Here is a 24217-nt window from a genome sequence, read left to right on the forward strand (position 1 = left end):
TTGGTCCGGCTCCTGCCGAGCAGCCTAGTCGGATGCGCAAGAGCAGGTCAGGGGCGCGAAAATACGCTTTGTGGAAGTGACTCTGCTCGGTACCGGTGCCCCCGCGGGACTGCCCCGCCCCGACTGCCCCTGCGCGGCGTGCGCGACGTCGCTGGGCACGCACGCGCGTGCGGCGACCGCGTTGCTCGTGGACGGGGCGCTGCTGCTCGATCTGACGCCGGGTGCGGCCTTCGCGGCGGCCCGGGTGGGGCATTCGCTGAGCGGTGTACGGCAGGTGCTGCTGTCGCATCCGCACGACGGGCCGCCGGTGGAGGTGCCGGCCGGGCTGCCGCAGCCGGGGCGGGTGCCGGACGGGCGGGAGCTGGCGCTGCTGACGGGGCATCGGGTGCGGGCGGTGGCGATGGACGCGCCGGGGACCGGCTACGCGGTGACCGGTCCCGACGGGCAGCGGCTGCTGTATCTGCCGCCGGGGGGTGCGCCGGCCGGTCTGGAGGAGGGGGCGGAGCCCGCCGAGCGGTACGACCTGGTCCTCGCGGATCTGGTGGGGCGGCCGGACGCGCTGGCGAAGCTGCGGGCGGTGGGTGCGGTCGGGCCGACGACGGACGTCATCGCCGTACATCTGGACCATGACGTGCCGCCGGGCGCGGAGTTGACGCGGCGGCTCGCGGCGGCGGGGGCGCGGGCGGTGCCGGACGGTACGACGCTGGTGGCGGGGGTGTACGAGGACGTGCCGGACGTGCCGCGGCGGACGCTGGTGCTGGGCGGGGCGCGGTCGGGGAAGTCGGTGGAGGCGGAGCGGCGGCTGGAGTCGTTCCCCGACGTGCTGTACGTGGCGACCGGGGGGACGCGGGGCGGGGACACCGAGTGGGCGGCGCGGGTGGCGGCGCACCGGGAGCGGCGGCCGGGGTCGTGGCGGACGGCGGAGACGTGCGATCTGGTGCCGTTGCTGGCGGAGGAAGGGGCGCCGGTGCTGATCGACTGTCTGTCGCTGTGGCTGACGGATGTCATGGACTCCGTGGGGGCGTGGGACGACGCGGTGTGGGCGGACGGGGGTGAGCGGGCGTTGCGGGGGCGGGTCGCGGAGTTGGCGGGGGCGGTGCGGGGGGCTCGGCGGGTTGTGGTGCTGGTGTCCAACGAGGTGGGGTCGGGGATCGTGCCGGCGACCGCTTCGGGGCGGCGGTACCGGGATGAGCTGGGGCGGTTGAACGCGGCGGTGGCGGGTGAGTGCGAGGAGGTTGTGCTGGTGGTGGCGGGGCAGGCGGTGGTGCTACGGGGGTGAGGGGTGGGCCGGGGGTGGGTTTCACTCGCCGGCGTTGGCGGGGTGCCGCTGCGCCCACCCGTGCCGCCTGGGGGTACCTCCCAGGCCCTTAAGGCACTGGGGGAGGCACGACTGCCCGCAGCTGCGCAAGTTGAAGGGGCGCGGGGAACTGCGCGATCAGCCCCCACCGGGCCGCAGTCGCACGACTGCCCGCAGCTAGGTGCGCTTTTGGGCGATCACTCGGTACGCGTTTGAGAAGCGGGTGCGGCTGAGGGCCGGGGCCAGGGCGTGGTCCAGGAGGGCGGCGACGACGGTCACGGGTCCCGCTGCCCGGTGGAGGCGGGTTCGGTTCAGGTAGAGGGAGGTTGCTGTCGAGAGGTCTCGGGGGGTGTGGGGGGTTCTGCGGTCGACGGCGATGATGTCGCAGCCCTGGGACTCGAGTTCGAGGACGAGGTTGGTCAGGGGGATCAGATGGAGGTGGCGGGGCTGGTCGTAGGGGTGCCACCACTTGCCGAGGACGGTCGCGGACGCGCTCGTGGGGTCGGGGAGTTCGAGGAGGAGGTGGCCGCCGGGGCGCAGGGCGGTGAGGGCGGCGGTGAGTTCCTCCCGGGGTTCGCGGGTGTGTTCCAGGTGGTGGAGCAGGCTGACGACGTCGTAGCGGCCGCGCAGGCGGGCGAGGACGTCGGGGGCGGTGAGATGGCCGAGGTGGGCCTCGTCGAGGCGGCCCGCCGCTCTCGCCCGCCGCACGCGCGGGGTCGGGTCCACTCCGTCGAACGCCGTGTAGGCGAACAGTTCCTTCGCTTCCAGGGGAAAGTGCGCGTCCCCCGTGCCGACGTCCAGCCAGCTCTCCGGCTCCGGGAAGGGCAGCATCGCCCGGGCCGTCGCCCGCAGGTGCCCGCGGCTGGGCCGCCGCTCGCGCTGGACGTCGTAGAGCGTCAGTGCCTCGGGCGTCAGGCGCGGGTTCTGGAAGGCGTGCGCGCAGTCCCGGCACTCGTCGACCACGAAGGTGCCCGGTCTGCGGTGGCGCAGGTCCGGGGACCGCAGTCGGGTGCGCAGGCGTTTCGAGCCGCACCACGGGCAGTCGTCGCGGCGCGGGTCGTGGATGGGCCTGGGCCGGGAGGGCATGAGCGGCTCCGAGGGAAGGGCAGGACGCGAGCGCTACGACATTCCGCAGCAAAGCGGAACGTATGGGATACCGATCTTGGGTGCAAAGACGTCGCGCCTGTGGGGTGCCCATGTGCCGCCGAACCGGTCGCCCGGTGCCGGTACTGTTCGGCGAATGAGCTCGCTTAATCTCGACGACTTCACCGATCTGATCGAGCGCCCCGACGGCGGCGTCCGCCGCGACGCGGAGGCCCGCCGGGAACGTCAGATCGTGCCGCCCGGAGCACTGGGGCGCCTGGACGACCTGGGTGAGTGGCTGGCGGCGGCGCAGGGTTCGGTGCCCGTGCGGCCGGTCGTACGGCCGCGGGTGGTGCTGTTCGCCGGCGACCACGGCGTCGCCGAGCTCGATGTCTCGGGCCGGCCCGCGGGCACCGCCGCGGAGCTGGTGCGGGAGATCCTGGAGGGCGGCCGGCCGGTCTCGGTGCTCGCCCGGCGTCTCGACGTGCCCGTGCGGATCGTGGACATGGCGCTGGACTGCGAGCCGGAGGCGTTCCCGGAGGACGTCGTACGGCACCGGGTGCGGCGCGGCAGCGGCCGGATCGACATCGAGGACGCGCTGACGATCGAGGAGGCCGAGGCGGCCTTCCGGGCGGGTATGGCGGTCGCGGACGAGGAGGCCGACTCCGGTACGGATCTGGTCGTCCTCGGCGATGTGAGCGTGGGCGGGACCACGGCGGCCGGGGTGCTGGTCGCCGCGCTGTGCGGGACCGACGCCTCGGTGGTGACCGGGCGGGGCGGCGAGGGCATCGACGATTTGGCGTGGATGCGCAAGTGCGCGGCCATCCGGGACGCGCTCCGACGGGCGCGGCCGGTGCTCGGGGAGCAGTTGCAGCTGCTGGCGACCGCGGGCGGGGCCGACCTCGCCGCGATGACGGGCTTTCTGCTGCAGTGCGCCGTACGGAAGTTGCCGGTCGTGCTGGACGGGGTCGTGACGGCCGCGTGCGCGCTCGTGGGGCAGCGGATCGCGTTCCGGGCGCCGGACTGGTGGCTGGCGGCGAGCAGGAGCGGGGAGCCGGGGCAGGCGAAGGCGCTGGACCGGATGGCGCTGGAGCCGCTGCTCGACCAGGGCGTGAAGGTCGGGGAGGGCGCGGGGGCGCTGCTGGCGCTGCCGCTGGTGCAGGCCGCGGCGGCCCTGGCCGCCGAGCTGCCGGAGCGGCCGGAGAAGGCCGAGGCCGCCGAGGAGGAGCCGGAGAAGGAGCCGGAGAAGGAGTGAGTCGGCGGCGGCCGGTCCGGCACCTGCCGGGCTGCGCCGTCGTGGCTTAGCACCGTCGCGGCGGAAAATGGGACATATCATCCCCTCCTATGGGAAACGCCCGGGTCGCCGCCGCTTTCGCCGTCTGGTACCTGCGTGCCGTCGCCTTCGTCAACTTCCTCAGCGCGGTGTGGGTTTCCCTGGGGCAGGACGTGCGGCGGCACAACCAGGAGGACCTGTTCACGCCGTATCTGCTGACCGCCGGCTTCGCCTCCGGTGTGTTCACGGCGTTCCTGGCGATCACCATGCGGCGTCGCAAGCGCGCCGCGTGGATCCTCAACCTCGGGCTCGGCGGGGCGTTCCTCGCGCTGCTGGCCTTCGCGATGGTGTTCCCGGAGATCCGCCGGCACCCGCAGAACTGGGTGTCGCTGGCCCTGACGGCCGCCTTCGTCGGCGCGCTGGTGCTCGGGCGGCGCGAGTTCTACGCCAAGGGTGACCGGGCCAACCCGAAGCTCGCCGCGACCGTGGGCGCCGGCGGGCTGCTCGTCTCGTCGCTGCTCGCCGCACTGCTGGTGACGGCGACCAACCAGGCCCGGGGCCACTCCACGTTCGCCGAGTGCTGGCGCTACGGGACCCTCCGCCTGGTCTCGATCTCCGACTTCCGCTCCCCCGGCATCGCCACCCCGAACTGGGTCGACGTCACCGTCAACGTGCTGAGCACCGTCCTCGTCCTCGCCGTCCTGTACGCGGCCTTCCGCTCCCGGCGGGCCGTGGACCCGCTGACCGAGGACGACGAGAAGCGGCTGCGGGAGCTGCTCGACCGGCACGGCGAGCGGGACTCGCTCGGGTACTTCGCGCTGCGCCGGGAGAAGAGCGTGCGCTGGTCGCCGACCGGGAAGGCGGCGGTCGCCTACCGGGTGGTCGGCGGGGTCTCCCTGGCGTCCGGCGATCCGCTCGGGGACCCGGAGGCCTGGCCGGGGGCGATCGAACCATGGCTCGCCGAGGCGCGGGCGCACGGGTGGATCCCGGCGGTGATGGGGGCCAGCGAGGAGGCCGGGACGGTGTACGCCCGGCACGGGCTGGACGCCCTGGAACTCGGGGACGAGGCGATCGTCGACGTCGCCGAGTTCACCCTGGAGGGCCGGGCCATGCGGACCGTCCGGCAGGCGTACAACCGGGTCCACCGCGCCGGGTACACCGTGCGCGTACGGCGCCACGAGGACATCCCGGCCGCCGAACTGGCGTATCTCCTGCGCCGCGCCGACGACTGGCGGGACGGGGCCACCGAGCGCGGGTTCAGCATGGCGCTGGGGCGGCTCGGGGACCCGGAGGACGGGCGCTGCGTGATGCTGGAGTGCACGGACGCGCACGGTGATCTGCGTGCCCTGCTCTCCTTCGTGCCGTGGGGCCCGCAGGGGCTCTCCCTCGACCTGATGCGACGCGACCGGGACTCCGACAACGGCCTGATGGAGTTCATGGTGATCGAACTCCTCCGGCGCGCCCGGGAGGTCCAGATCACCCAGGTGTCGCTCAACTTCGCGATGTTCCGCTCGGTCTTCGAACGTGGCGCACGTCTTGGCGCCGGGCCGGTGCTGAGGCTGTGGCGCTCCCTGTTGAGCTTCTTCTCCCGCTGGTGGCAGATCGAGTCCCTGTACCGCGCCAACGCCAAGTACCGGCCCATCTGGGAGCCCAGGTTCCTCCTCTTCGAAAAGAGCGCGGACCTCCCCCGTATCGGCCTCGCGTCGGCGCGCGCGGAGGGGTTCCTGCGATGAACCCCCGCGTCGCCCGCTGGGCCCGTGCCGAGTGGGGGCCGTTGTACGGGGACGTGCGCGAGGTCCTGGTGGAGCGGCGGTGGCGGGCGGCTCCGATGACCCTCGCCGCGGTGTGCCTGACGTCGGCCATACAGGTCATGCAGAACCAGCCCTGGGGCTACCAGCCAGTCCAGGACCTCGGCGCGGTCCGGGCCCAGGACCCCCTGTGGCTCGCCCTCCTGCGCACCCCGCTCTCCCTCTTCGTCCCCGCCCTCGACCTGCCGGTCTGGGGTGCCCTCGCCCAGATCCTGCTGGTCTTCGGCCTCGCGGAGATCTGCCTGGGCCGCCGACGCACCCTGGCCGTGGCCTACACAGCGACCCTCGCCGGCACCCTGTACGCCCGCGCCGGCATCGCCCTCGGCTGCCTTCCCGCCTCCGACGCCGCGGTGGTCGACACGGGCCCGTCGGCGGCGGTGGTGGGCCTGGCGGTGTACCTGGGCCACCACTACCGGGCGTACGTCACGGCGGGCGCGGTGATCGCCGCGATAGTGCTGGAGGTCCTACTGAAGAGCAACTTGGCGGGCAAGGAGCATTTGGCGGCGATGGCAGCGGTGGCATTGCTGTGCGCGGCACGATGTCCCACCAAAGGGGCGCGGGGAACTGCGCGAGCAACCACAACGCACCCGCAGGCGCCAAACAACAAACGCACCCACACTCATTAGGCGCCCTTGCGAGAAAGCTCCGCATCCGTCTTCCCCCCGAGCCAGTCCCCCAGCACCCGCCCCGGCCCCACCCACCGCCGATCATGCCGGTACGCCCGCAGGATCGCCCTCGCCCGGGCGTGCGGCCGCCGCCGGTAGAACCGCCGCGCCCAGGGCGACCCGGGCCGGGCCACCCGCACCACACCGATCAGCCCGATGAACGGGATGAACACACTGATCACCGCCATCTTGATCTTGCCCTTGAACAGCACGGCCAGCGACAGCAGGAAGTTCACGGCGACGGTCGCCAGCACGGTTCCCCGGTCCTGAAGCTCCGCGTCGCTCATGTCGTTGACGCCGAACGGCGCCGCTCCCACCAGCAGCAGCCCCCCGAGCGCGGCCGTCAGCACGACCGCCTCCAGGCTCTTGCGTCCCGCTTCCGTCCAGTACACGTCGTCAAGGTGCAGGATCAGCGCGAACTCGTCGAGGACGAGCCCCGCGCCGATGCCGAAGACCACCGCGAAGGCCCCGGCGCCGAAGCCGCGCGCCCCGCTCGCCACCGCGCCGAAGCCGCCCGCGACGATCAGTACGACCCCGGGGACGACATGGTGGATGTGGACCCCGCCGGAGCTGATGTTGCCGAAGGGCCCCCTGCCCGCCCGGATGAGGCGGGTGATCATCCGGGTGATCAGGAAGGTGAGGACGAACGCGGCCAGCGCGAGGAGCAGCGGGAGTTTGCCCGGCTCCACGATGTTGCGCTGCAGCCAATCGCCCATGTCCCCAGTGTCGCGGGCGGTGGGGTGGGCTGCCTGGCGGAACAGGCGGCCGGGCTAGTCTGCCGCCGTGTCCATGACCCCGCCACCGCTCCACGGTCTCCGCTTCGCCTTCGGCACCCTCACCGTGCTCCCCGTGCGGGTGAGCCGCTGGGACCGGGAGGCGGCGCGCGGCGGCATGCTGTGCGCGCCCGTGGTGGGGCTGGTCGTCGGGGGCTGCGCGGCCGGCCTGGGGCTGCTCCTGCTGTTCCTGGGCGCGGGCCCGCTGCTCGCCGCCGTCGCCTCCGCCGCCGTACCCGCCGTACTCACCCGGGGACTGCACCTGGACGGGCTCGCGGACACGGCGGACGGTCTGGGCAGCGGCAAGCCCGCGGAGGACGCGCTGCGGATCATGAAGCAGTCGGACATCGGACCGTTCGGGGTGCTCACGCTCGTGTTCGTGCTGCTCGCGCAGGTGGCGGCGCTGGCGCGGCTGTACGACGACTCGTGGGCGCGGGGTGCCGTCGCCGCCGTGGTCTCGGCGGTGGCGGCCCGGCTGGCTCTCACCCTGGCGGCCCGCGCGGGCGTCCCGCCGGCCCGCCCGGAGGGCCTGGGCGCGGCGGTCGCGGGCGTGGTCCAGGTACCGGCCGCACTGGCACTGACGGCCGTGTTCATTGCCGCCGCGGCAGCCGTCGGCGCCCTGTCCGAGGGCTACGACGCCGTCCGCACCCCCCTCGCCCTGCCGGCCGCGCTCGCCACCGCCGAACTCCTCCTCCGCCACTGCACCCGCCGCTTCGGCGGAGTGACCGGGGACGTGTTCGGCGGTGTGGCGGAAACAGCGGCGACAACGGCTCTGGTGGCCCTGACCCTGGGCGCCTGAACAACCTCAGCAGGCCTCGCGCCACACCCCCAGTTCGTACTTCTTCAGCAGGGAACTCAGTTTCAGCCGCCTGGACTCGGCGCAGAAGTCGCTGGTCGGAAGTTCGTACTCGACATGGAAGACGGCCTTGTCCGCCTCGATGAACGGCGTCATGTCCGCGCACTCGTCGTACTGCGCGCACTGCTCGTTGACCGCGAAGTCGAAGTCGTCGACAAGGGCGGGGATCTGGTCGAGGTCGTTCTTCAGGCCGACGGACATGCCCCGCTCGTGGGCGAGGCGGGCGATCAGCCGGTTGTAGCGGAGCTGGTCCGCCGCCTTCAGCGGGAAGCCGGTGGTGTTCTTGTAGCCGTCCATGTTGTCCGGCTCGACCGCGTCGAAGCCCTTCTCGCGGCACATGTCGAGGCGCTCCGCCATCAGGGGTTCGAGGACGTCCACCGCGCGGATGTCGAGCCAGCGCTCGCCCTCCCAGCCGTTGCCCTTGCCGATCACCGACTTGGGGAAGTCGTCGGCGTCCGGGCGCCAGTCCTCCCAGGCGCCGGTGGACAGATAGCAGATGACCTTGCGGCCGTCCCCGTGCAGCTCGGCGACCGTCTCCTCGGACTGGTCGAAGCCGTCGATGTCGTACACCGGCACGTCCACGGAGGTGTCCACCTTGCCGCTGAGCTGCCACTGCCAGCCGATGCCGGGCCGGGGCTGCCAGTGCTTGCCCGTGGCCGTGCCGCCTGCCGCCGTTCTGTCGTCCTTGTCGTCGGTGCCGCCCTTGCCGTTCTTGCCGTCGGAGACCGTCGTGCAGCCCGTGAGCAGCAGGAGCAGGGACGCGGTCGCGAGGAGGGATCGCGTGTTCATCGGTGGGCCGTCGCTCTTCCCAGGAGTGTGCGGACCAGCAGCGCCTGGACGGCGGCCGCCGTTGCGTACACCGTAAGGGCCACCCCGTGCGGGTCGGTGAGGTGGGTGAGCAGGGCGAGGGTCTGGGCGAGGGCGGCGGCGCAGCAGACGGCGGCCGTGCCGAGGACCGCGCCGAAGGACTGCAGCAGCAGCCAGGTCCACAGCACCACGCCCAGCAGGAGCAGGTCCGTGAGGCGTACGGCGGTGAGGGCGGGCGCGTCCGGCCACAGGGCGTTGGCGGTCAGGCCGAGGGCCATCAGGACCAGCAGATAGCCGGCGAGGCACTCGGCGCCCGTGCGCAGGGTGGCCCGCCGGAAGGCGTGCGGGGTGCCCGTGGAGCGCAGTCCGGCCAGGCTGCCGCTGCGGAAGCGGTACAGCAGCCATTCGGCCGGGCCCATGCTGAGGGTGAGCGCCACGGCGGAGGGCGCGGCCGGCGCGCTGTGCTCCTGCCCCGCCAGTACGTCGCCCAGGGCCGCGTACAGAACGAGGGCGCCGCTGCCGAGACCGAACAGGGCGTACGGCAGGGAACTCGCCGGTCCGGGGGCCCCGGCCCCGCCGGGTGATTCCCGCACGGAGGGTGCCACCGAGAGCAGTCCGAGCAGCATCACCGTGGCCTGCGAGCCCGCCAGCAGGGCCAGGCCCACCGGGTCGGGGAGCGGGTGGGCCAGGGCGAGCAGGGCGCCCGCCGTCAGCGGCGCCAGGGCGGCCAGCAGGGCCCGCTCTGCGGCTGGCCTGTCGGGAGCAGGCCCTCGTGGCCGGTCGCGCCCACGCGGCGGAGCCGCAGATCGATACAGCCCCGCGCCCCTTGAGGGGCGTTGTGGTTTACGGCAGGTTCAGCGTCAGCGCGGTCTGCAGGCCGCCCGCCGTGGTCCAGTCCGAGCGGCTGCCGGCGTACGGGGTGCCGAAGACGGAGCTGCTGAGGAGCTGCTGCTTCTTCGTGCCCTCGGGGGCGGTGACCGGGATCCGGGTGCCGTTCGGGGCGGTGATCGTCACCGTGTTGCCGATGCGGTACGCGGTCACCTTGTTGGCGGCGACGGCGGCCTGCCAGGCGGCGCGGCGCTGGAGTTCGGTGCCGATGGCGCTCTGGCGGAGGTTCTCCAGCGGGGTGTTGTCCGCGAAGAGCGCCTTGTAGTCGTCGAGCACCTTCTCCATGACCGGGTAGAGCAGGCGGTCCTCGGCCAGGTTGGACTGGTGGGCGTAGTGCGGCCGCGGGTCGTTGCTGATGGCGTGACCGAGGTCGGTGCGGGCCTCCTGCGGGACGATGAAGTCGTCGTAGCCCGTGGCCGTGTCCAGGGGCTGGGACAGACAGGTGGAGGCCGCGTTGCCCTCGCAGATGCCGCTGCCGCCGTCGGCCTGGGAGGTGTAGATCCAGTTGTACTCGTCGGCCATCTCGGCCTTGGTGCCCGTGTTGTAGTACACGTTCATCGGGTAGCGCGGGACGGTCAACGCCTTGCCGACGGCGCGCTGTTCGGGCTCGCGCGAGTTGTCGGACGCGATCCACTTGACGCCGTTGTCGGAGAGGGCGCCGGCGAGGTCGGGGTTGTCCTCGGGCTGCTGCGGGAGCGTCCTGAGGCCGGAGTGCTCGCCGGTGACCAGTTCGGTGCGGTCGACCAGCAGGCCCTTGTCCGCCGCCCAGTTGTTGTTGTCGCGGATCTGCGCGGAGATGTCGGCGCGGCTCATGTACTGCGTGGAGCCGTCGGCGTTCTTGGCGCAGCTCCACGGCACGGTGGAGGTGTCCTGGACGCAGCCGAGGAACGGGTGCTTGTAGGTGTGGTTGATCCAGCGGTACTCGGCCTTGTCGGCGAGGAGTTGGTCGGCCATGGCGTCGGTGCCGCCGTTCTCGGTCTTCCACTCCTCCCCGGCACCGGCGTTGTAGACCATGTCCATGGTGAAGCCGTGCTCCCGCTGCCACTGGGCGGCGTACGCGGCGTCGGCGGCCGTCATCCGGATCGGGGTGCCGTCGTCGTCCCCGCCGCCGACGCAGTCGATGTCGCCGGGCGTGCAGTTGCGCGCGGCGTCCCAGCGGGCGTCGGGCGCGAAGACGTCGTCGACGTGGACGGCGAAGTAGTTGCGGGCCCGGCCCAGGTGGACGCCCTGGGTGAGCCACTCGACGATGCCGCGGGCCAGTAGCCGGAACTGCTGCTGGTACTGGTTGTAGGCGAACGTCACGACCAGTTCGCGGCGTCCGTCGTGGGTGTACTCGCCGACCAGGCTGCCGGTGCCGCTCCCGCCCGGCAGGGGCGCGTCGACATAGCTGGTGTAGCCGGCCCTGGGCGCGGCCAGGTAGCCGTAACTCTCGCCGATCGTGGGCGAGTTGTCCTCGAAGGTGAAGCCGCCGTCGAGGTAGCCGAACCAGCCGGCCTTGCCGGCCGTGGTGACGGACGCCTGCTGTCCGTCGAGGGAGCCCGCGTGGTTCGCGTACTCCAGGCCGACCTCCGGGTGTGCCCAGGTGTAGGCGTCGACCTGCGGGATGCCGTACGTCTTCTCGTACGTCTCCAGCGCCGTCTGCTCGGCCGAACCGGCCTCGAACGGTGCCTCGTTGGGCAGTACGACGCCCTGGAACCTCGCCCTCGGCGTCCCGTTCACGGTGTCGGCCAGGAAGGCCGCGGTGATCGTCGGCCGGCTCGCGGAGTTGAGGTCGACGACGGTGTACGGGATACCGGTGCTCTTCAGCTGGGCGGTGATGGCCTGCACGGGGGTGTCCCCGTTGTCCACGACCAGGACCCTCAGGTCGATCCGCGGCTCCCCTGCCGCGGTGGCGCCGGGTGCCGCCCCCAGACTCAGCGCCGTCAGCCCCGCGGCCGCCATGAAGGCGGCGGCGTTCTTGGCGTTTCTCCACATGCGCGCACGGTGCGCCATGGTGTGTCCTCCCCCAGAGATGGATCCCCGCGCGGGCAGCAGGCATGGCTGTGCCGATACGGCGAAGAATCCGTGGAAATCATGCGAAACAGCGAAGTGATCACTTCGCCGGAACCCGACGAGTGTGACCCACCTCATGGAGTGCGGGGATCCAGAAGTGGCTACGACGCCACCGACAGGTGAACGCTCGCGTGCATGAGCGAATGCGCAGGCACGCGTAGGCTCGTCGCAGGGTTCGTCACGCCGGTTCGCCGCGCCGGAGTGACCTACCCCGGGTGCGACCGCTCCTCCGGCCGAGATCAGACCGTGCCGTCGGAGTCCCGTCGTCCGCCCGAAGGGCGGGCCTCGCGGTGTCCGGTGCGTGCAGCTGCAAGGCGGAGGAGGGAGTCGATGCGGAGCATCGGCGACTGACGACAACGCCGCAGATGCACGTGCCGGGCGCCGCGAGGCAGGCGGGACTCCGACGGCACGGTCTAGGGTCTGCAGCCGGGCCCGGTCGACCCACCCATTCCGGCCACAGCAACTCCACATCGGAAGCGAGAAATCACCACAGTGACTGCTCTCACTCTCAGCACCGCCGCGGCGCCCGGCCTGCGGGCCGACGCGATCGTGATCGGTGTCGCCAAGGGCGCAAAGGGCCCGATCGTTGCCCCAGGCGCCGAGCCTGTGGACAGCGCCTACGACGGCCGCCTCGCCGGCGTGCTGGAAACCCTCGGTGCCACCGGCGCCGAGGGCGAGGTGACGAAGCTGCCCGCCCCGGCCGGCTTCAAGGCGCCGCTCGTGCTCGCGGTGGGGCTGGGCGCGGAGCCCGAGAAGGACGCGTCCTTCGACGCCGAGGCGCTCCGCAAGGCGGCCGGCGTGGCCGCCCGTGCCCTCACCGGCTCCAAGAAGGCCGCCTTCGCCCTGCCCCTCACGGACGCCGACGACGTCGGCGCGGTCGCCGAGGGCGTGGTGCTGGGCGCGTACTCCTTCGACGCCTACAAGCAGAACGGCGCCGACGCCAAGGCGAAGAACGCCAAGGCGCCGCTCGCCGAGGCCGCGCTGCTCGGCGGGAAGCCGCGTGACGCCGCCCACAAGGCCGCGCTCGCCCGAGCCACCGCCGTCGGCGAGGAGCTCAACCGGGCCCGCGACCTGATCAACATGCCGCCGAACGACCTCGACCCCGCGGCGTTCGCGACCCTGGCGCAGACCGCGGCCAAGGAGCACGGCATCAAGGTGCAGGTGCTCGACGAGAAGGCCCTCGCCAAGGGCGGCTACGGCGGCATCCTGGGCGTCGGCGGCGGCTCCGCGGCGGCCCCGCGCCTGGTCAAGCTGTCGTACACCTCCTCCAAGGCGGACAAGCACCTCGCCTTCGTCGGCAAGGGCATCACCTACGACTCGGGCGGCATCTCGCTGAAGCCGGCCGGCCACAACGAGACCATGAAGTGCGACATGAGCGGGGCGGCGGCGGTCTTCGCCGCCGTGGTCGCCGCCGCGCGGCTCGGCCTCGAGGTCAACGTCACCGGCTGGCTGGCGCTGGCCGAGAACATGCCGTCCGGCACCGCCACCCGCCCGGGTGACGTGCTGCGCATGTTCAGCGGCAAGACCGTGGAGGTGCTCAACACCGACGCCGAGGGCCGACTGGTCCTCGCCGACGCCCTGTGGGCCGCCTCCCAGGAGAAGCCGGACGCGATCGTCGACGTGGCGACGCTGACCGGGGCGATGATGCTGGCGCTGGGCAGCCGGACGTTCGGTGTCATGGCCAACGACGACGCGTTCCGCACGGCGGTGTACGAGGCCGCCGAGGAGGTCGGCGAGCCTGCCTGGCCCATGCCGCTGCCGGAGCACCTGCGCAAGGGCATGGACTCCGCCACCGCCGACCTCGCGAACATGGGCGAGCGGATGGGCGGCGGGCTGGTGGCCGGGCTGTTCCTGCGGGAGTTCGTGGGCGAGGGGATCACCTGGGCGCACCTGGACATCGCCGGGCCCGCGTTCAACGAGGGCGGGCCCTTCGGGTACACGCCGAAGGGTGGTACGGGGACCGCGGTGCGGACGCTGGTGCGGCTTGCGGAGCTGACCGCCGCGGGTGAGCTGGGCTAGCCGCCTGGGCTGGGGGACTGTGCGCCTGATCACTCGGTTCCGTCCGTCCGTGTGGCGGGTGCGGGCCGGATGTGGCTTGTCGCGCAGTTCCCCGCGCCCCTCGGTGGGGCCGGTCTCCCCCGTCACAAGGGAGCCCAGCCGGTCGCGCCCACGCGGCAGAGCCGCAGATCGATACAGCCCCGCACCCCTCGGTCGGGCCGGTCCCCCCGTCACAAGGGAGCCCAGCCGGTCGCGCCCACGCGGCAGAGCCGCAGATCGATACAGCCCCGCACCCCTGGGTGGGACCAGTCACGCCCGTCACAAGGGAGCCCAGCCGGTCGCGGCCGCGCGGCGGAGCCGCAGGTCGATACAGCCCCGCACCCCTCGGTGGGGCCGGTCCCCCCGTCACAAGGGAGCCCGGCCGGTCGCGGCCGCGCGGCGGAGCCGCAGGTCGATGCAGCCCCGCGCCCCTTGGTTGGATACGTGGGGCGTCTCACATAGGTGCCCCGTGTCTCGTTGGCCTCCGACAAGTGCGAGGATGGGCGTCGGCAGGACAGGGCCCCCACCACAGGGCCGAAGAAAGAGCGGCCGGACACCAGCCGCCGGCGGTCAGCGACGACCGGCGCACGGCGCACATGCATGGAGGACGTGACGTGGCGAACGACGCCAGCACCGTTTTCGACCTAGTGATCCTCGGCGGTGGTAGTGGCGGTTACGCCGCGGCCCTGCGCGGGGCGCAGCTGGGCCTGGACGTCGCCCTGATCGAGAAGGACAAGGTCGGCGGCACCTGCCTGCACCGGGGTTGCATCCCCACCAAGGCCCTGCTGCACGCGGGCGAGATCGCCGACCAGGCGCGCGAGAGCGCGCAGTTCGGCGTCAAGGCCACCTTCGAGGGCATCGACATCGCCGGGGTCCACAAGTACAAGGACGGCGTGATCTCCGGCCTGTACAAGGGCCTGCAGGGACTCGTCGCCTCCCGGAAGGTGACGTACATCGCGGGTGAGGGCCGCCTGTCCTCCCCGACCTCCGTCGACGTGAACGGGCAGCGGATCCAGGGCCGCCACGTCCTGCTGGCGACCGGCTCCGTGCCGAAGTCGCTGCCGGGCCTGGAGATCGACGGCAACCGGATCATCTCCTCCGACCACGCCCTCGTCCTGGACCGCGTGCCGAAGTCCGCGATCATCCTGGGCGGCGGTGTCATCGGCGTCGAGTTCGCCTCGGCGTGGAAGTCCTTCGGCGCGGACGTCACCGTCATCGAGGGTCTGAAGCACCTCGTCCCGGTCGAGGACGAGAACAGCTCCAAGCTGCTGGAGCGCGCGTTCCGCAAGCGCGGCATCAAGTTCAACCTCGGTACCTTCTTCTCCAAGGCCGAGTACACCGCCGACGGCGTCAAGGTCACCCTGGCCGACGGCAAGGAGTTCGAGGCCGAGATCCTGCTGGTCGCGGTCGGCCGCGGCCCGGTCTCCGCCGGTCTCGGCTACGAGGAGCAGGGCGTCGCGATGGACCGCGGCTACGTCCTGGTCGACGAGTACATGCGGACGAACGTCCCCACCATCTCCGCCGTCGGTGACCTCGTCCCGACCCTCCAGCTCGCGCACGTCGGCTTCGCCGAGGGCATCCTGGTGGCGGAGCGTCTGGCCGGTCTGAAGACCGTGCCGATCGACTACGACGGTGTCCCGCGCGTGACGTACTGCCACCCGGAGGTCGCCTCCGTGGGCATCACCGAGGCCAAGGCCAAGGAGATCTACGGCGCGGACAAGGTCGTCGCTCTCAAGTACAACCTGGCGGGCAACGGCAAGAGCAAGATCCTCAACACCGCGGGCGAGATCAAGCTCGTCCAGGTCAAGGACGGTGCCGTGGTCGGCGTCCACATGGTCGGCGACCGCATGGGCGAGCAGGTCGGCGAAGCCCAGCTGATCTACAACTGGGAGGCCCTGCCGGCCGAGGTCGCCCAGCTCATCCACGCCCACCCGACGCAGAACGAGGCGCTCGGCGAGGCCCACCTGGCCCTCGCGGGCAAGCCGCTGCACGCGCACGACTGACCCCTCGGTCGACGAAGCGACGACACAGACTTCCGCAATCTCGTAAGGAGCAACCGAAACCATGGCGGTTTCCGTAACCCTTCCGGCGCTCGGCGAGAGCGTCACCGAGGGCACTGTCACCCGCTGGCTGAAGGCCGAGGGTGAGCGCGTCGAGGCCGACGAGCCGCTGCTCGAGGTCTCCACCGACAAGGTCGACACCGAGATCCCCGCGCCCGCCGCGGGCATCCTGGCGTCCATCAAGGTCGCCGAGGACGAGACCGTCGAGGTGGGCGCCGAGCTGGCGATCATCGACGACGGCACCGGCGCCCCCGTCGCCGCCCCGGCCCCGGCCGCCGAGCCCGCCGCGGCTCCGGCCCCCGTGGCCGAGACCCCGGCCGCCCCCGCCCCGGCCCCCGTCGCCGAGGCCCCGGCCGCCCCGGCCCCGGTCGCCGAGGCCCCCGCCGCCGCGCCTTCTGGTGGCGCGACCGGCACCGACGTGGTCCTGCCCGCGCTCGGTGAGTCCGTCACCGAGGGCACCGTCACCCGCTGGCTGAAGTCGGTCGGCGACAGCGTCGAGGCCGACGAGCCGCTGCTCGAGGTCTCCACGGACAAGGTCGACACCGAGATCCCGGCGCCCACCTCGGGTGTGCTGCTGGAGATCGTCGTCGGTGAGGACGAGACCGCCGAGGTCGGCGCCAAGCTCGCCGTCATCGGCGCCCCGGGCGCGGCTCCGGCCGCCGCTCCGGCCCCGGCCGCCCCGGCTCCGGCGCCCGCCGCCGCTGCCCCGGCCGCTCCCGTCGCCCCGGCTCCGGCGCCGGTCGCTCCGGCCCCGGCTGCCGCGCCCGCTCCGGTCGCCGCCGCCCCGGCCGCTCCGGCCCCCGCGCCCGTGGCTCCGGCCCCGGTCGCCCCGGCGCCCGTCGCTCCCGCGCCGGCCGCCGCCGAGCCCACCGACGAGGGTGCCTACGTCACCCCGCTGGTGCGCAAGCTCGCCGCCGAGAACGGCGTCGATCTGGGCTCGGTCAAGGGCACCGGCGTCGGCGGTCGTATCCGCAAGCAGGACGTCATCGCCGCCGCCGAGGCCGCGAAGGCCGCCGCCGCCGCTCCGGCTCCGGCCGCCGCTGTGACTGCCGGAGGCCATGCCGCCGCCAAGAAGGCCCCGGCGCTGGAGGTCTCTCCCCTGCGCGGCCAGACCGTCAAGATGCCCCGCATCCGCAAGGTCATCGGCGACAACATGGTCAAGGCGCTGCACGAGCAGGCGCAGCTGTCCTCGGTCGTCGAGGTCGACGTCACCCGGCTGATGCGGCTGCGTGCCCAGGCCAAGGACTCCTTCGCCGCGCGCGAGGGCGTCAAGCTCTCCCCGATGCCGTTCTTCGTGAAGGCGGCGGCCCAGGCGCTGAAGGCCCACCCGGTCATCAACGCCAAGATCAACGAGGCCGAGGGCACGATCACCTACTTCGACTCCGAGAACGTCGGAATCGCGGTGGACTCGGAGAAGGGCCTGATGACCCCGGTCATCAAGGGCGCCGGCGACCTCAACATCGCCGGTATCGCCAAGGCCACGGCCGACCTGGCCGGCAAGGTCCGCGGCAACAAGATCACCCCGGACGAGCTGTCCGGTGCGACCTTCACCATCTCCAACACCGGTTCGCGCGGCGCGCTCTTCGACACGATCATCGTGCCGCCGGGCCAGGTCGCGATCCTCGGCATCGGTGCCACGGTCAAGCGTCCGGCCGTCATCGAGACGGAGGAGGGCACGGTCATCGGCGTCCGCGACATGACGTACCTGACCCTGTCCTACGACCACCGCCTGGTCGACGGCGCCGACGCGGCCCGTTACCTGACCGCGGTCAAGGCGATCCTGGAGGCGGGCGAGTTCGAGGTGGAACTCGGCCTGTAACTCGCCTTAGGCGCTCAGTCGGTGCCCCCACCCGGAGACTGCGGGTGGGGGCACCGACCTGTAGGGGCGCGGGGCCCGACGCCGAAACCGATCATGTGCGCCTTGTCTCACCTGCGTAAAAGCGCCCCCGCACGCCTGCCCCCGGAGCAAACCGGCCGTATTGTCTAAGCGTCAACGCCCCGGGGCCCATGGGCGGCCCCTCCTTAAGGAGCACTCATGACCGCGCCCGTCGTCCACTCGCTGCGCGAACAGATCCGCGAGCACATCGTGGAGGGGATCGTCAGCGGGCGCTGGAAGCCGGGCGAGCGGATCGTGGAGCGGCGGATCGCCACCGAGCTGGAGGTCAGCCAGACCCCGGTGCGTGAGGCACTGCGCGAGCTGGAGGCGCTGCGGCTGATCGAGTCCGCGCCGAACAAGGGGGTGCGCGTCCGCAACCTCACGGCCACCGACCTGGAGGAGATCTACCCCGTCCGGGCCGGCCTGGAGCAGATCGCCGCCGAGATCGCGGCCCAGCGGCTGGCCGAGGACACCTCGGTGCTGGAACCGGCGGTCACGGCGCTGTACGAGGCGGACCGCGCGGCCGACGGCGAGGCGCAGGTGCGGCACACCGTCGCCTTCCACCGCGAGATGGTGCGCGCGGCGGGCAACAGCGTGCTGCTGCACACCTGGGAAGGCCTCGGCATCGAGGTCTTCACCGCGCTGTCCATCCGCTGGCTGGGCACCCGCCAGCAGTCCTACGCCGAGGAGCACCAGGCCCTGGTGGAGGCCTTCCGCCGACGCGACCCGAACATCGGCCGCCTGGTGAAGGAACACGTCCTGGGCTGCGCCCCGCGCGCCACCGGGGAACACGGCTGACAGGGCCGCCGTACGGCGTGGCCGCGTAGGACGAATCACGCATACACGCCCATACTGGGAGAATCCGCGTGTCCTTCTGGGTGCCGCCCAGCGCGCCCGTCGGCCGATGGAGGCCGCTTGATCCGGTCCGTGTTCTCCCCCACCGCCGTCTCCAGGTCGATGCTGTCGCTCTCGGCGGCCCTGGGCTCGGTGCTGTCCGAGATGTTCGGCGCGGCCACGCGGCGGTTGGCCGCGGGCCGGGAGTCCCCCCGTGTGTGGCGGACCACCGGCGGCGTCCAGATCGAGCTCCGCCATCTCGGCGGACCCGGCACCGCCCACGCCGCGCGCGAGCTGGAGGCCGCGCTGTTCGCCCTGCCGGGAGTGACCCGTGCCGAGGTCAACGGCGTGCTGGGCTGTGTGTACGTCGGGTGCGCGGACGACGCCGACACGGAGAGCATGACGGCCCTCGTCGCCGACGCCGAAGCGGACGCGGGCAGGACCACCGCGAAGTCGGTGGCCGGGGGCGAGGGCGAGGAGGGGCCGGGTACGGATCCGCCGAAGGCGCCCGGACCGGTCGGGTTCCCCGCCGTGGCCGGGACGGGCGTCGCGGCGGCCGTCGAACTGGGCGCGAGCGCGCTGGCGTTCGGGGTGGCGTCGGTCGGCGGTCTGCTGCGGTTGCGCGGGCTGCCGCCGGTGGTGCTCTCCGCGCTCCAGCTCCTGGAGGTCACCCCGAAGGTGCGCGAGGAGACCGCCGGCCGGTTCGGTGAGTCGCCCTCGGAACACGGCTGGACCCTGGCGAACCTGCTGGTGACGACCCTCACGTTCCGGCCCCTGGGCATCGCGGTGACCGCGGCGCTGGCCGGCGCCCGGTACGCGGAGACCCAGGCCCGCCGCCGGTCGTGGGGCGACTGGGCGGGCAGGCTGGCCACGCACGAGGGCGGCTACCGGCACGACGCGGTGCCGATCGGCCACCGGCCCGAGCCGCTGCCCCCGGGTCCGGGCGAGCGGTACGCGAACCTGGCGGTGCCGGCGTCCCTGGCGGCGTACGGGCTCACCGCCGTCGGCACCCTCAGCCACGACCGGGGGCTGGCGATGCTGGTCGCCGGCACGCCGCGCAGCCCCCGGTTCGGCCGGGAGGCCTTCGCCTCCTCGGTGGCCCGGGCCCTGTCCGACCGGGGTGCCCTGGTTCTGCGCCCGGAGGCGCTGCGCCGCCTCGACCGGATCGACACGGTCGTCCTCGACACCCGGGTCCTGGCCACCGGCGGCTGGACCGTCGAGCATCTGGTACACCTCGCTCCGGACGGCACTCCGCGGGACGGCACGGACGGCGTGCCCAACGGCGCCGGGTCCGACGGCGCCGGGTCCGACGGCGCCGGGCCCTACGGCCTCGGTGCCGGACGGCGTACCACTGCCCCGTACCCCGGTCCCCCGGCGGAGGACGCCTCCGACGACGAGATCCACGCCCGCATCCCGGAGCCGACCGAACCGAACAGGCCGGACGGCAACCAGCCCCGGCACGGCACCGAGAACGACGGCCCCGATGCTGGACGACGTACCGACGCCCCGGCGGACCGCCCCTCCGACGACGAGATCCACGCCCGCATCCCGGAGCCGATCCAACCGAACAGGCCGGACGGCAACCAGCCCCGGCACGGCACCGAGGACGGCGGCGCCGGTGCTGGACGACGTACCGACGCCCCGGCGGACCGCCCCTCCGGCGACGAGATCCACGCCCGCATCCTGGAGTTGATCGAGCCGGACGGACCGCCCGGACAGGGGTCACGGCGCGGTGGTGGTTCGGCGCGGGCGCGCCGGGTGTCGGGCTGGGCGCTGCGGCCGGTGGCCGGTCCCGAGGGGCCCGCGCCCGGCGAGGAGACAGCCGCGCTCGCCTTGAGGTGGGCCGAGGAGGGTGCCGAGGCCGTGCTGGTCCTGCGGGAGGGAATCCCGGTCGCGGTGGCCGCGCTGGCGCCCCAACTGCATGCGCTCGCACACCACTTGGTGGACGCGGCGGGCGCGTGCGGCGAGGTGCGGCTGGTGGGCGGGCCGCCGGGGCTGCACCGCCGGTTCGGGCTGCCCGAGGCGGCTCCCACCGGACGTCGCCGTACGGCCGCGCTGGTCCGTTCTCTGCAGGCCGACGGCCGTGGAGTCGCCGTGGTCACCGCCCGGACCCGGCGGGCCTTCGCCCGGGCGGACCTGGGCATCGGTGTGAGTGCCGGGGGGCGGCGCGTGCCGTGGGACGCCGATGTCGCGGCACCGCCGGACGTCGTTCATCTGCTGCTGACGGCCGTACCGGAGGCGAGGCGCCTGAGTGTGCTGTGCACCCGGCTGGAGGGGGTGGGAGCCGCCGTCGGATCGGGTCTGGCCCTCTTCGTCCCCCGTCCCACGGCCTGGGCGCGGGCCCGGCTGGTGACCGACGGGGTGACCGCCGCCGGGGTCACGGCGGGCTTCCGGGCGGGCTGGCGGCTGCACGGCCGGCCGGCTCCGGCGGCCATCGAGCATACGCCGTGGCATGCCATGACGGTCCGTCAGGTGGTGTCGCGGCTCGACACGTCCTCCCGTGGGCTGGAGGACGCCGAGGCCGCCCGGCGACGCCAGTTCCAGGATCGGGGCCGGCCGCGCGGCCCGGTCTCCCTCGTCGGCCGGATCGCGGAGGAGCTGGCCAATCCGCTCACCCCCGTCCTGGCGGTCGGCGGCGCCATCTCGGCGCTGCTCGGCTCGGTGCTGGACTCGGTGCTCATCGGCGGCGCCCTGGGGGTGGACGCCCTGATGGGCGGGGTGCAGCGGCAGCGGGCGGATGTCGAGGCGGAGCGGCTGGTCGAGGCGACCTCGGTGCAGGTGCGGGTGCGCCGCCCCGGTCGGCGGGAGGCGGTGGAGACGGCCGCCGAGCAGTTGGTGCCCGGCGATGTGATCGAGCTGCGGCCCGGTGACGCGGTGCCCGCCGACTGCCGGGTGGTGCGGGCGGCGGGGGTGGAGGCCGACGAGTCCAGCCTCACCGGGGAGTCGCTGCCGGTGGTCAAGAGCGTCGCGCCGAACGCGGCCCGGGCCGTGGCGGACCGGTCCTCCATGCTCTACCAGGGGACGACCGTGGCGGCGGGTGACGCGCTCGCCGTCGTGGTCGCCACCGGGACCGCGACCGAGGCGGGCAGCGCCGCCGAGGCCCCCGGGAACGGGCCGCCGGAGAGCGGTGTGGAGCGGCGGCTGAAGGCGCTGGGCCGGTGGTTCCTGCCGCTGTCCGTCGCGTCGGGTGCCGGGCTGTTCGCCGTCGACCTGGTGCGCAGGCGTCCGCTGGGCGCCGCCCTGGGGGCGGCGGTGAGCCTGTGTGTCGCGGCGGTGCCCGAGGGGCTGCCGTTCGTCGCCACGGTCGCCGAACTGGCCGCCGCCCGCAGGCTGTCCGCCCGGGACACTCTGGTGCGCAGCGCCTCCACGATCGAGGCGCTGGGACGCACGGACGTGCTGTGCTTCGACAAGACCGGGACGCTCACCGAGGGCCGGATCCGGCTCCAGCAGGTCTCCGACGGGGTGGAGCGGCGTCCGCCGGACCGGCTCACCCCGGCGCTGCGGAGGGTCGTCGCCACGGCGGCCCTGGCGGGTCCGCCGGGCCGGGCCTCGACGCTCGCCCACCCCACCGACTTCGCCGTCGCGGTGGCGGCGGGGCTGCTGGGGGTCTCCGCCGCCCGGGCCGCCGGGTTCGCCGCGGACGGCTGGGAGCGGGTGACGGAGCTGCCGTTCGAGTCGGGCCGTGGATTCCACGCCGTGCTGGGGCGTTCCGGCGACCGGGCGCGGATCGTCGTCAAGGGGGCGCCGGAGGTCGTACTGGCCCGCTGCGACCGCGTCCGGCGCGGCGGGGTCGGCGTGCCGTTCGACGACACGACGCGGGCGGAGACCGTGGCGGAGGTCGACCGGCTGGCCCGGCGGGGCCTGAGGGTCCTGGCGGTCGCCGAGCGGGTGCTGCCGCCGGACGCGCCGCGCGAGGACGCCGCGCTCGCCGGATCCGTGGACGTCAGCGACGACAACCTCGACGGGCTGTGTCTGCTGGGCCTGCTGGGGTTCGCGGACCCCGTGCGGGCCACCGCTGCCGAGAGCGTGCACCGGCTGGCCCGCGCGGGCGTCCACGTGGTCATGCTGACCGGCGACCATCCGAGCACCGCCGCCGCGATCGCCGAGGAACTGTGGCCGGGGCGGGAGGCACGGCTGATGACCGGGACGGAGCTGGACGCCCTGGACGACGAGCAGCTGGCCGGGAAGCTGCCGCACATCACGGTGTTCGCCCGGGTCACCCCGGCGCACAAGGTCCGCATCGTCACCGCCCTGCGCTCGGCCGGCAAGGTCGTCGCCGTCACCGGTGACGGCACCAACGACGCGCCCGCCATCCGGATCGCGGACGTGGGTGTCGCCCTCGGTTCCAGGGCGACACCGGCGGCCCGGCTGGCGGCCGACGTGGTGGTCACCGACGACCGCATCGAGACGGTCGTGGACGCCATCGTCGAGGGCCGGGCCATGTGGGCCTCGGTGCGCAAGGCGCTGGGCATCCTGCTCGGCGGGAACGTCGGGGAGATCGCCTTCACCCTGGCGACCGGTCTGTTCACCGGAGGCAGCGCCCTGAACGCCCGTCAGCTGCTGCTGGTCAACCTGCTCACGGACATGCTGCCCGCCATGGCGATCGCGGCCCGGCCGCCGGCCGATCCACCGGAGAAACTGCTCGTGGAGGGGCCCGAGGCCTCGCTCGGGGCGGCCCTCACCCGCCATATGCGGTTGCGTGCCGTCGTCACCACGGCCGCCGCCGCCGGTGCGTGGCTGGCCGCCCGGGCGACCGGCACCCGGGGCCGTGCGAACACCGTCGCGCTGGTCGCGCTGGTCTCCTCCCAGCTGCTGCAGACCCTGGCGGACGCGGGCCGCGATCCCCTCGTCGCGGTGGCCGTCGCGGGGTCCCTGGTGGTGCTGGGCGTGGTGGTGACCGTGCCGGGGCTCAGCCACTTCTTCGGCAGCCGTCCGCTGGGGCCGGGCGGCTGGACGATCGCGGGGGTCGCGGCGACGGCCTCGGTCCTGGTGCCGGCGGTACTGCGGAGCGCGGCAGGTGCGGCGGTGCGGCCCGCGGCGGAGGACGCGGTACGGGCCGCGAGAGAAACGGAGCAAACCGTTCCAGAAAGGGAACGTTCACCTGAACCACACCTCCAAGACACCGCCCGGACCTGAGGAGACCGGACAAAGGAGCGGTCCCCGCCCCGCGCACACGAAAGGCGGCCGCACCATGCCGCACCTCCTCACCACCCTCGCGACCCGCGTGGCCGTCGCCCTGCTCGAGGCCGCGCTGATACGGCTGACCCTCACGCTCTGGCGGTCGCTGACCGGCGGCGGTGGCACCGCGGCCGCCGCTCGGCCCGCCTGAGGAAAAGACCGGCTGTACAGATCATCACCATGTGGGCATGGCAGGCGGCCGGACGGATACTCGATAGAGAAGGCCCTCACTCGAAGGGAAGGCCCTCATACATCTCAGGACGGGAGACGGACATGACTTCCGCACAACCCCAGTCCATGCCCACACCCCAGCAGGAACGGCAGTCACCCCCGGGCGACGAGCAGCAGCAGGCCGGTGGCAGGGTGATGCACCTGCACACCGCGCATCCGAGGGTCCCGATCCCCTATGTGACCCCCGGTGACATGTTCACGCGTGCCCGCTCCGGCACCTCGCGGCTGCCCTCGCCCCGCAAGCTGGCCTTCTACGGCGCCCTCGGCGCGATGGCCGCCGTCGAGGTCCTGGAGTGGCCGGTCGCGCTCGCCATCGGCGCCGCCACCGAGGTGATCACGCGCGAGCAGCGCGGCAACATCCCTCGCGAGCAGCGGGAGACCCAGCGGCCCGACACCGAGCCGTCCGCCGGCGCGCAGGCCTCAGGACCGTCCAGCACGTGACGGGCCCGCACGGGCCGCCCGTCTTCACCGCGCCCTTTCGCCGCGCCCGTCCCCGCAC

General features: G+C 73.3%; 17 protein-coding genes. 12 read left to right on the forward strand and 5 right to left on the reverse strand.

All coding sequences use genetic code 11. The features are described 5' to 3' along the window. Positions 1-70: 70 nt before the first annotated feature. Positions 71-1279, forward strand: coding sequence for a bifunctional adenosylcobinamide kinase/adenosylcobinamide-phosphate guanylyltransferase (locus ACLZN2_RS13285; RefSeq protein ID WP_416978626.1), 1209 nt, complete (start codon positions 71-73; stop codon positions 1277-1279). Positions 1280-1474: 195 nt separating this feature from the next. Here the strand turns inward: ACLZN2_RS13285 and ACLZN2_RS13290 are convergent, their stop codons facing one another. Then, entirely contained in the window at positions 1475-2383 is a 909-nt protein-coding gene (locus ACLZN2_RS13290) for a class I SAM-dependent methyltransferase (RefSeq protein ID WP_416978627.1), read from the reverse strand. A 154-nt stretch (positions 2384-2537) separates the two neighbouring features. Between ACLZN2_RS13290 and cobT the strand changes: the two genes are divergently transcribed. From cobT to ACLZN2_RS13305, 3 genes are all read left to right on the forward strand, one after another. Then, entirely contained in the window at positions 2538-3635 is a 1098-nt protein-coding gene (gene cobT / locus ACLZN2_RS13295; protein WP_416978628.1) for a nicotinate-nucleotide--dimethylbenzimidazole phosphoribosyltransferase, read from the forward strand. A gap of 89 nt (positions 3636-3724) precedes the next feature. Further along, the gene (locus tag ACLZN2_RS13300) at positions 3725-5386 is read left to right on the forward strand and encodes a phosphatidylglycerol lysyltransferase domain-containing protein (RefSeq protein ID WP_416978629.1); all 1662 of its coding nucleotides are present in this window, start codon (positions 3725-3727) and stop codon (positions 5384-5386) included. After that, positions 5383-6087 (forward strand): hypothetical protein, encoded by a 705-nt coding sequence (locus tag ACLZN2_RS13305; protein ID WP_416978630.1) that lies wholly within the window; start codon positions 5383-5385, stop codon positions 6085-6087. The genes ACLZN2_RS13300 and ACLZN2_RS13305 overlap by 4 nt, the downstream gene beginning before the upstream one ends. Here ACLZN2_RS13305 and ACLZN2_RS13310 read toward each other — a convergent pair. After that, the gene (locus ACLZN2_RS13310) at positions 6084-6842 is read right to left on the reverse strand and encodes a hypothetical protein (RefSeq protein WP_416978631.1); all 759 of its coding nucleotides are present in this window, start codon (positions 6840-6842) and stop codon (positions 6084-6086) included. The genes ACLZN2_RS13305 and ACLZN2_RS13310 overlap by 4 nt on opposite strands. 73 nt (positions 6843-6915) lie before the next feature. Between ACLZN2_RS13310 and ACLZN2_RS13315 the strand changes: the two genes are divergently transcribed. Then, the gene (locus ACLZN2_RS13315) at positions 6916-7698 is read left to right on the forward strand and encodes an adenosylcobinamide-GDP ribazoletransferase (protein WP_416978821.1); all 783 of its coding nucleotides are present in this window, start codon (positions 6916-6918) and stop codon (positions 7696-7698) included. 6 nt (positions 7699-7704) lie between these two features. Here the strand turns inward: ACLZN2_RS13315 and ACLZN2_RS13320 are convergent, their stop codons facing one another. The 3 genes from ACLZN2_RS13320 to ACLZN2_RS13330 form a co-directional block, all read right to left on the reverse strand. After that, a complete protein-coding gene (locus ACLZN2_RS13320; protein WP_416978632.1) occupies positions 7705-8544 on the reverse strand; it encodes an endo alpha-1,4 polygalactosaminidase in 840 nt (279 codons plus the stop codon). Continuing rightward, positions 8541-9227 (reverse strand): hypothetical protein, encoded by a 687-nt coding sequence (locus ACLZN2_RS13325; RefSeq protein ID WP_416978633.1) that lies wholly within the window; start codon positions 9225-9227, stop codon positions 8541-8543. Before ACLZN2_RS13325 ends, ACLZN2_RS13320 begins: the two co-directional genes overlap by 4 nt. Positions 9228-9405: 178 nt before the next feature. Then, complete coding sequence (locus tag ACLZN2_RS13330; RefSeq protein WP_416978634.1) at positions 9406-11442, reverse strand: hypothetical protein; 2037 nt, start codon at positions 11440-11442, stop codon at positions 9406-9408. 552 nt (positions 11443-11994) lie between these two features. On the opposite strand from ACLZN2_RS13330, the gene ACLZN2_RS13335 reads away from it, so the two are divergent. The 7 genes from ACLZN2_RS13335 (at position 11995) to ACLZN2_RS13365 (ending at position 24159) form a co-directional block, all read left to right on the forward strand. Beyond that, the gene (locus ACLZN2_RS13335; protein WP_416978635.1) at positions 11995-13521 is read left to right on the forward strand and encodes a leucyl aminopeptidase; all 1527 of its coding nucleotides are present in this window, start codon (positions 11995-11997) and stop codon (positions 13519-13521) included. A gap of 632 nt (positions 13522-14153) precedes the next feature. Continuing rightward, positions 14154-15542, forward strand: a complete 1389-nt coding sequence (gene lpdA, locus ACLZN2_RS13340) for a dihydrolipoyl dehydrogenase (protein ID WP_416978636.1) — start codon at positions 14154-14156, stop codon at positions 15540-15542. Positions 15543-15603: 61 nt separating this feature from the next. Then, positions 15604-17418 carry a 2-oxoglutarate dehydrogenase, E2 component, dihydrolipoamide succinyltransferase gene (gene sucB, locus ACLZN2_RS13345; RefSeq protein WP_416978637.1) on the forward strand — a complete coding sequence of 605 codons (1815 nt, stop codon included), beginning with the start codon at positions 15604-15606 and terminating at the stop codon, positions 17416-17418. Positions 17419-17634: 216 nt separating this feature from the next. Beyond that, positions 17635-18273, forward strand: coding sequence for a GntR family transcriptional regulator (locus ACLZN2_RS13350; RefSeq protein WP_416978638.1), 639 nt, complete (start codon positions 17635-17637; stop codon positions 18271-18273). Positions 18274-18390: 117 nt separating this feature from the next. After that, positions 18391-23445, forward strand: a complete 5055-nt coding sequence (locus ACLZN2_RS13355; RefSeq protein ID WP_416978639.1) for an HAD-IC family P-type ATPase — start codon at positions 18391-18393, stop codon at positions 23443-23445. A 55-nt stretch (positions 23446-23500) separates the two neighbouring features. Next, positions 23501-23638: a hypothetical protein gene (locus tag ACLZN2_RS13360; protein WP_416978640.1), complete on the forward strand. Its 138-nt coding sequence runs from the start codon at positions 23501-23503 to the stop codon at positions 23636-23638. A gap of 122 nt (positions 23639-23760) precedes the next feature. Next, on the forward strand, positions 23761-24159 hold the full coding sequence (locus tag ACLZN2_RS13365) for a hypothetical protein (RefSeq protein ID WP_416978641.1): 399 nt from the start codon (positions 23761-23763) through the stop codon (positions 24157-24159). Positions 24160-24217: the final 58 nt, after the last annotated feature.

Origin of the sequence: Streptomyces sp. T028, from assembly GCF_048159505.1 — a bacterium.
In the GTDB taxonomy this organism is placed as follows: Bacteria; Actinomycetota; Actinomycetes; order Streptomycetales; family Streptomycetaceae; genus Streptomyces.

Bases quoted from the DNA above. Each gene is read 5' to 3' on its own strand.
- ACLZN2_RS13290 (WP_416978627.1), bottom strand. From the start codon at position 2,383: ATGCCCTCCCGGCCCAGGCCCATCCACGACCCGCGCCGCGACGACTGC.
- cobT (WP_416978628.1), top strand. From the start codon at position 2,538: ATGAGCTCGCTTAATCTCGACGACTTCACCGATCTGATCGAGCGCCCC.
- ACLZN2_RS13300 (WP_416978629.1), top strand. From the start codon at position 3,725: ATGGGAAACGCCCGGGTCGCCGCCGCTTTCGCCGTCTGGTACCTGCGT.
- ACLZN2_RS13305 (WP_416978630.1), top strand. From the start codon at position 5,383: ATGAACCCCCGCGTCGCCCGCTGGGCCCGTGCCGAGTGGGGGCCGTTG.
- ACLZN2_RS13310 (WP_416978631.1), bottom strand. From the start codon at position 6,842: ATGGGCGATTGGCTGCAGCGCAACATCGTGGAGCCGGGCAAACTCCCG.
- ACLZN2_RS13315 (WP_416978821.1), top strand. From the start codon at position 6,916: ATGACCCCGCCACCGCTCCACGGTCTCCGCTTCGCCTTCGGCACCCTC.
- ACLZN2_RS13320 (WP_416978632.1), bottom strand. From the start codon at position 8,544: ATGAACACGCGATCCCTCCTCGCGACCGCGTCCCTGCTCCTGCTGCTC.
- ACLZN2_RS13330 (WP_416978634.1), bottom strand. From the start codon at position 11,442: ATGGCGCACCGTGCGCGCATGTGGAGAAACGCCAAGAACGCCGCCGCC.
- sucB (WP_416978637.1), top strand. From the start codon at position 15,604: ATGGCGGTTTCCGTAACCCTTCCGGCGCTCGGCGAGAGCGTCACCGAG.
- ACLZN2_RS13350 (WP_416978638.1), top strand. From the start codon at position 17,635: ATGACCGCGCCCGTCGTCCACTCGCTGCGCGAACAGATCCGCGAGCAC.
- ACLZN2_RS13360 (WP_416978640.1), top strand. From the start codon at position 23,501: ATGCCGCACCTCCTCACCACCCTCGCGACCCGCGTGGCCGTCGCCCTG.
- ACLZN2_RS13365 (WP_416978641.1), top strand. From the start codon at position 23,761: ATGACTTCCGCACAACCCCAGTCCATGCCCACACCCCAGCAGGAACGG.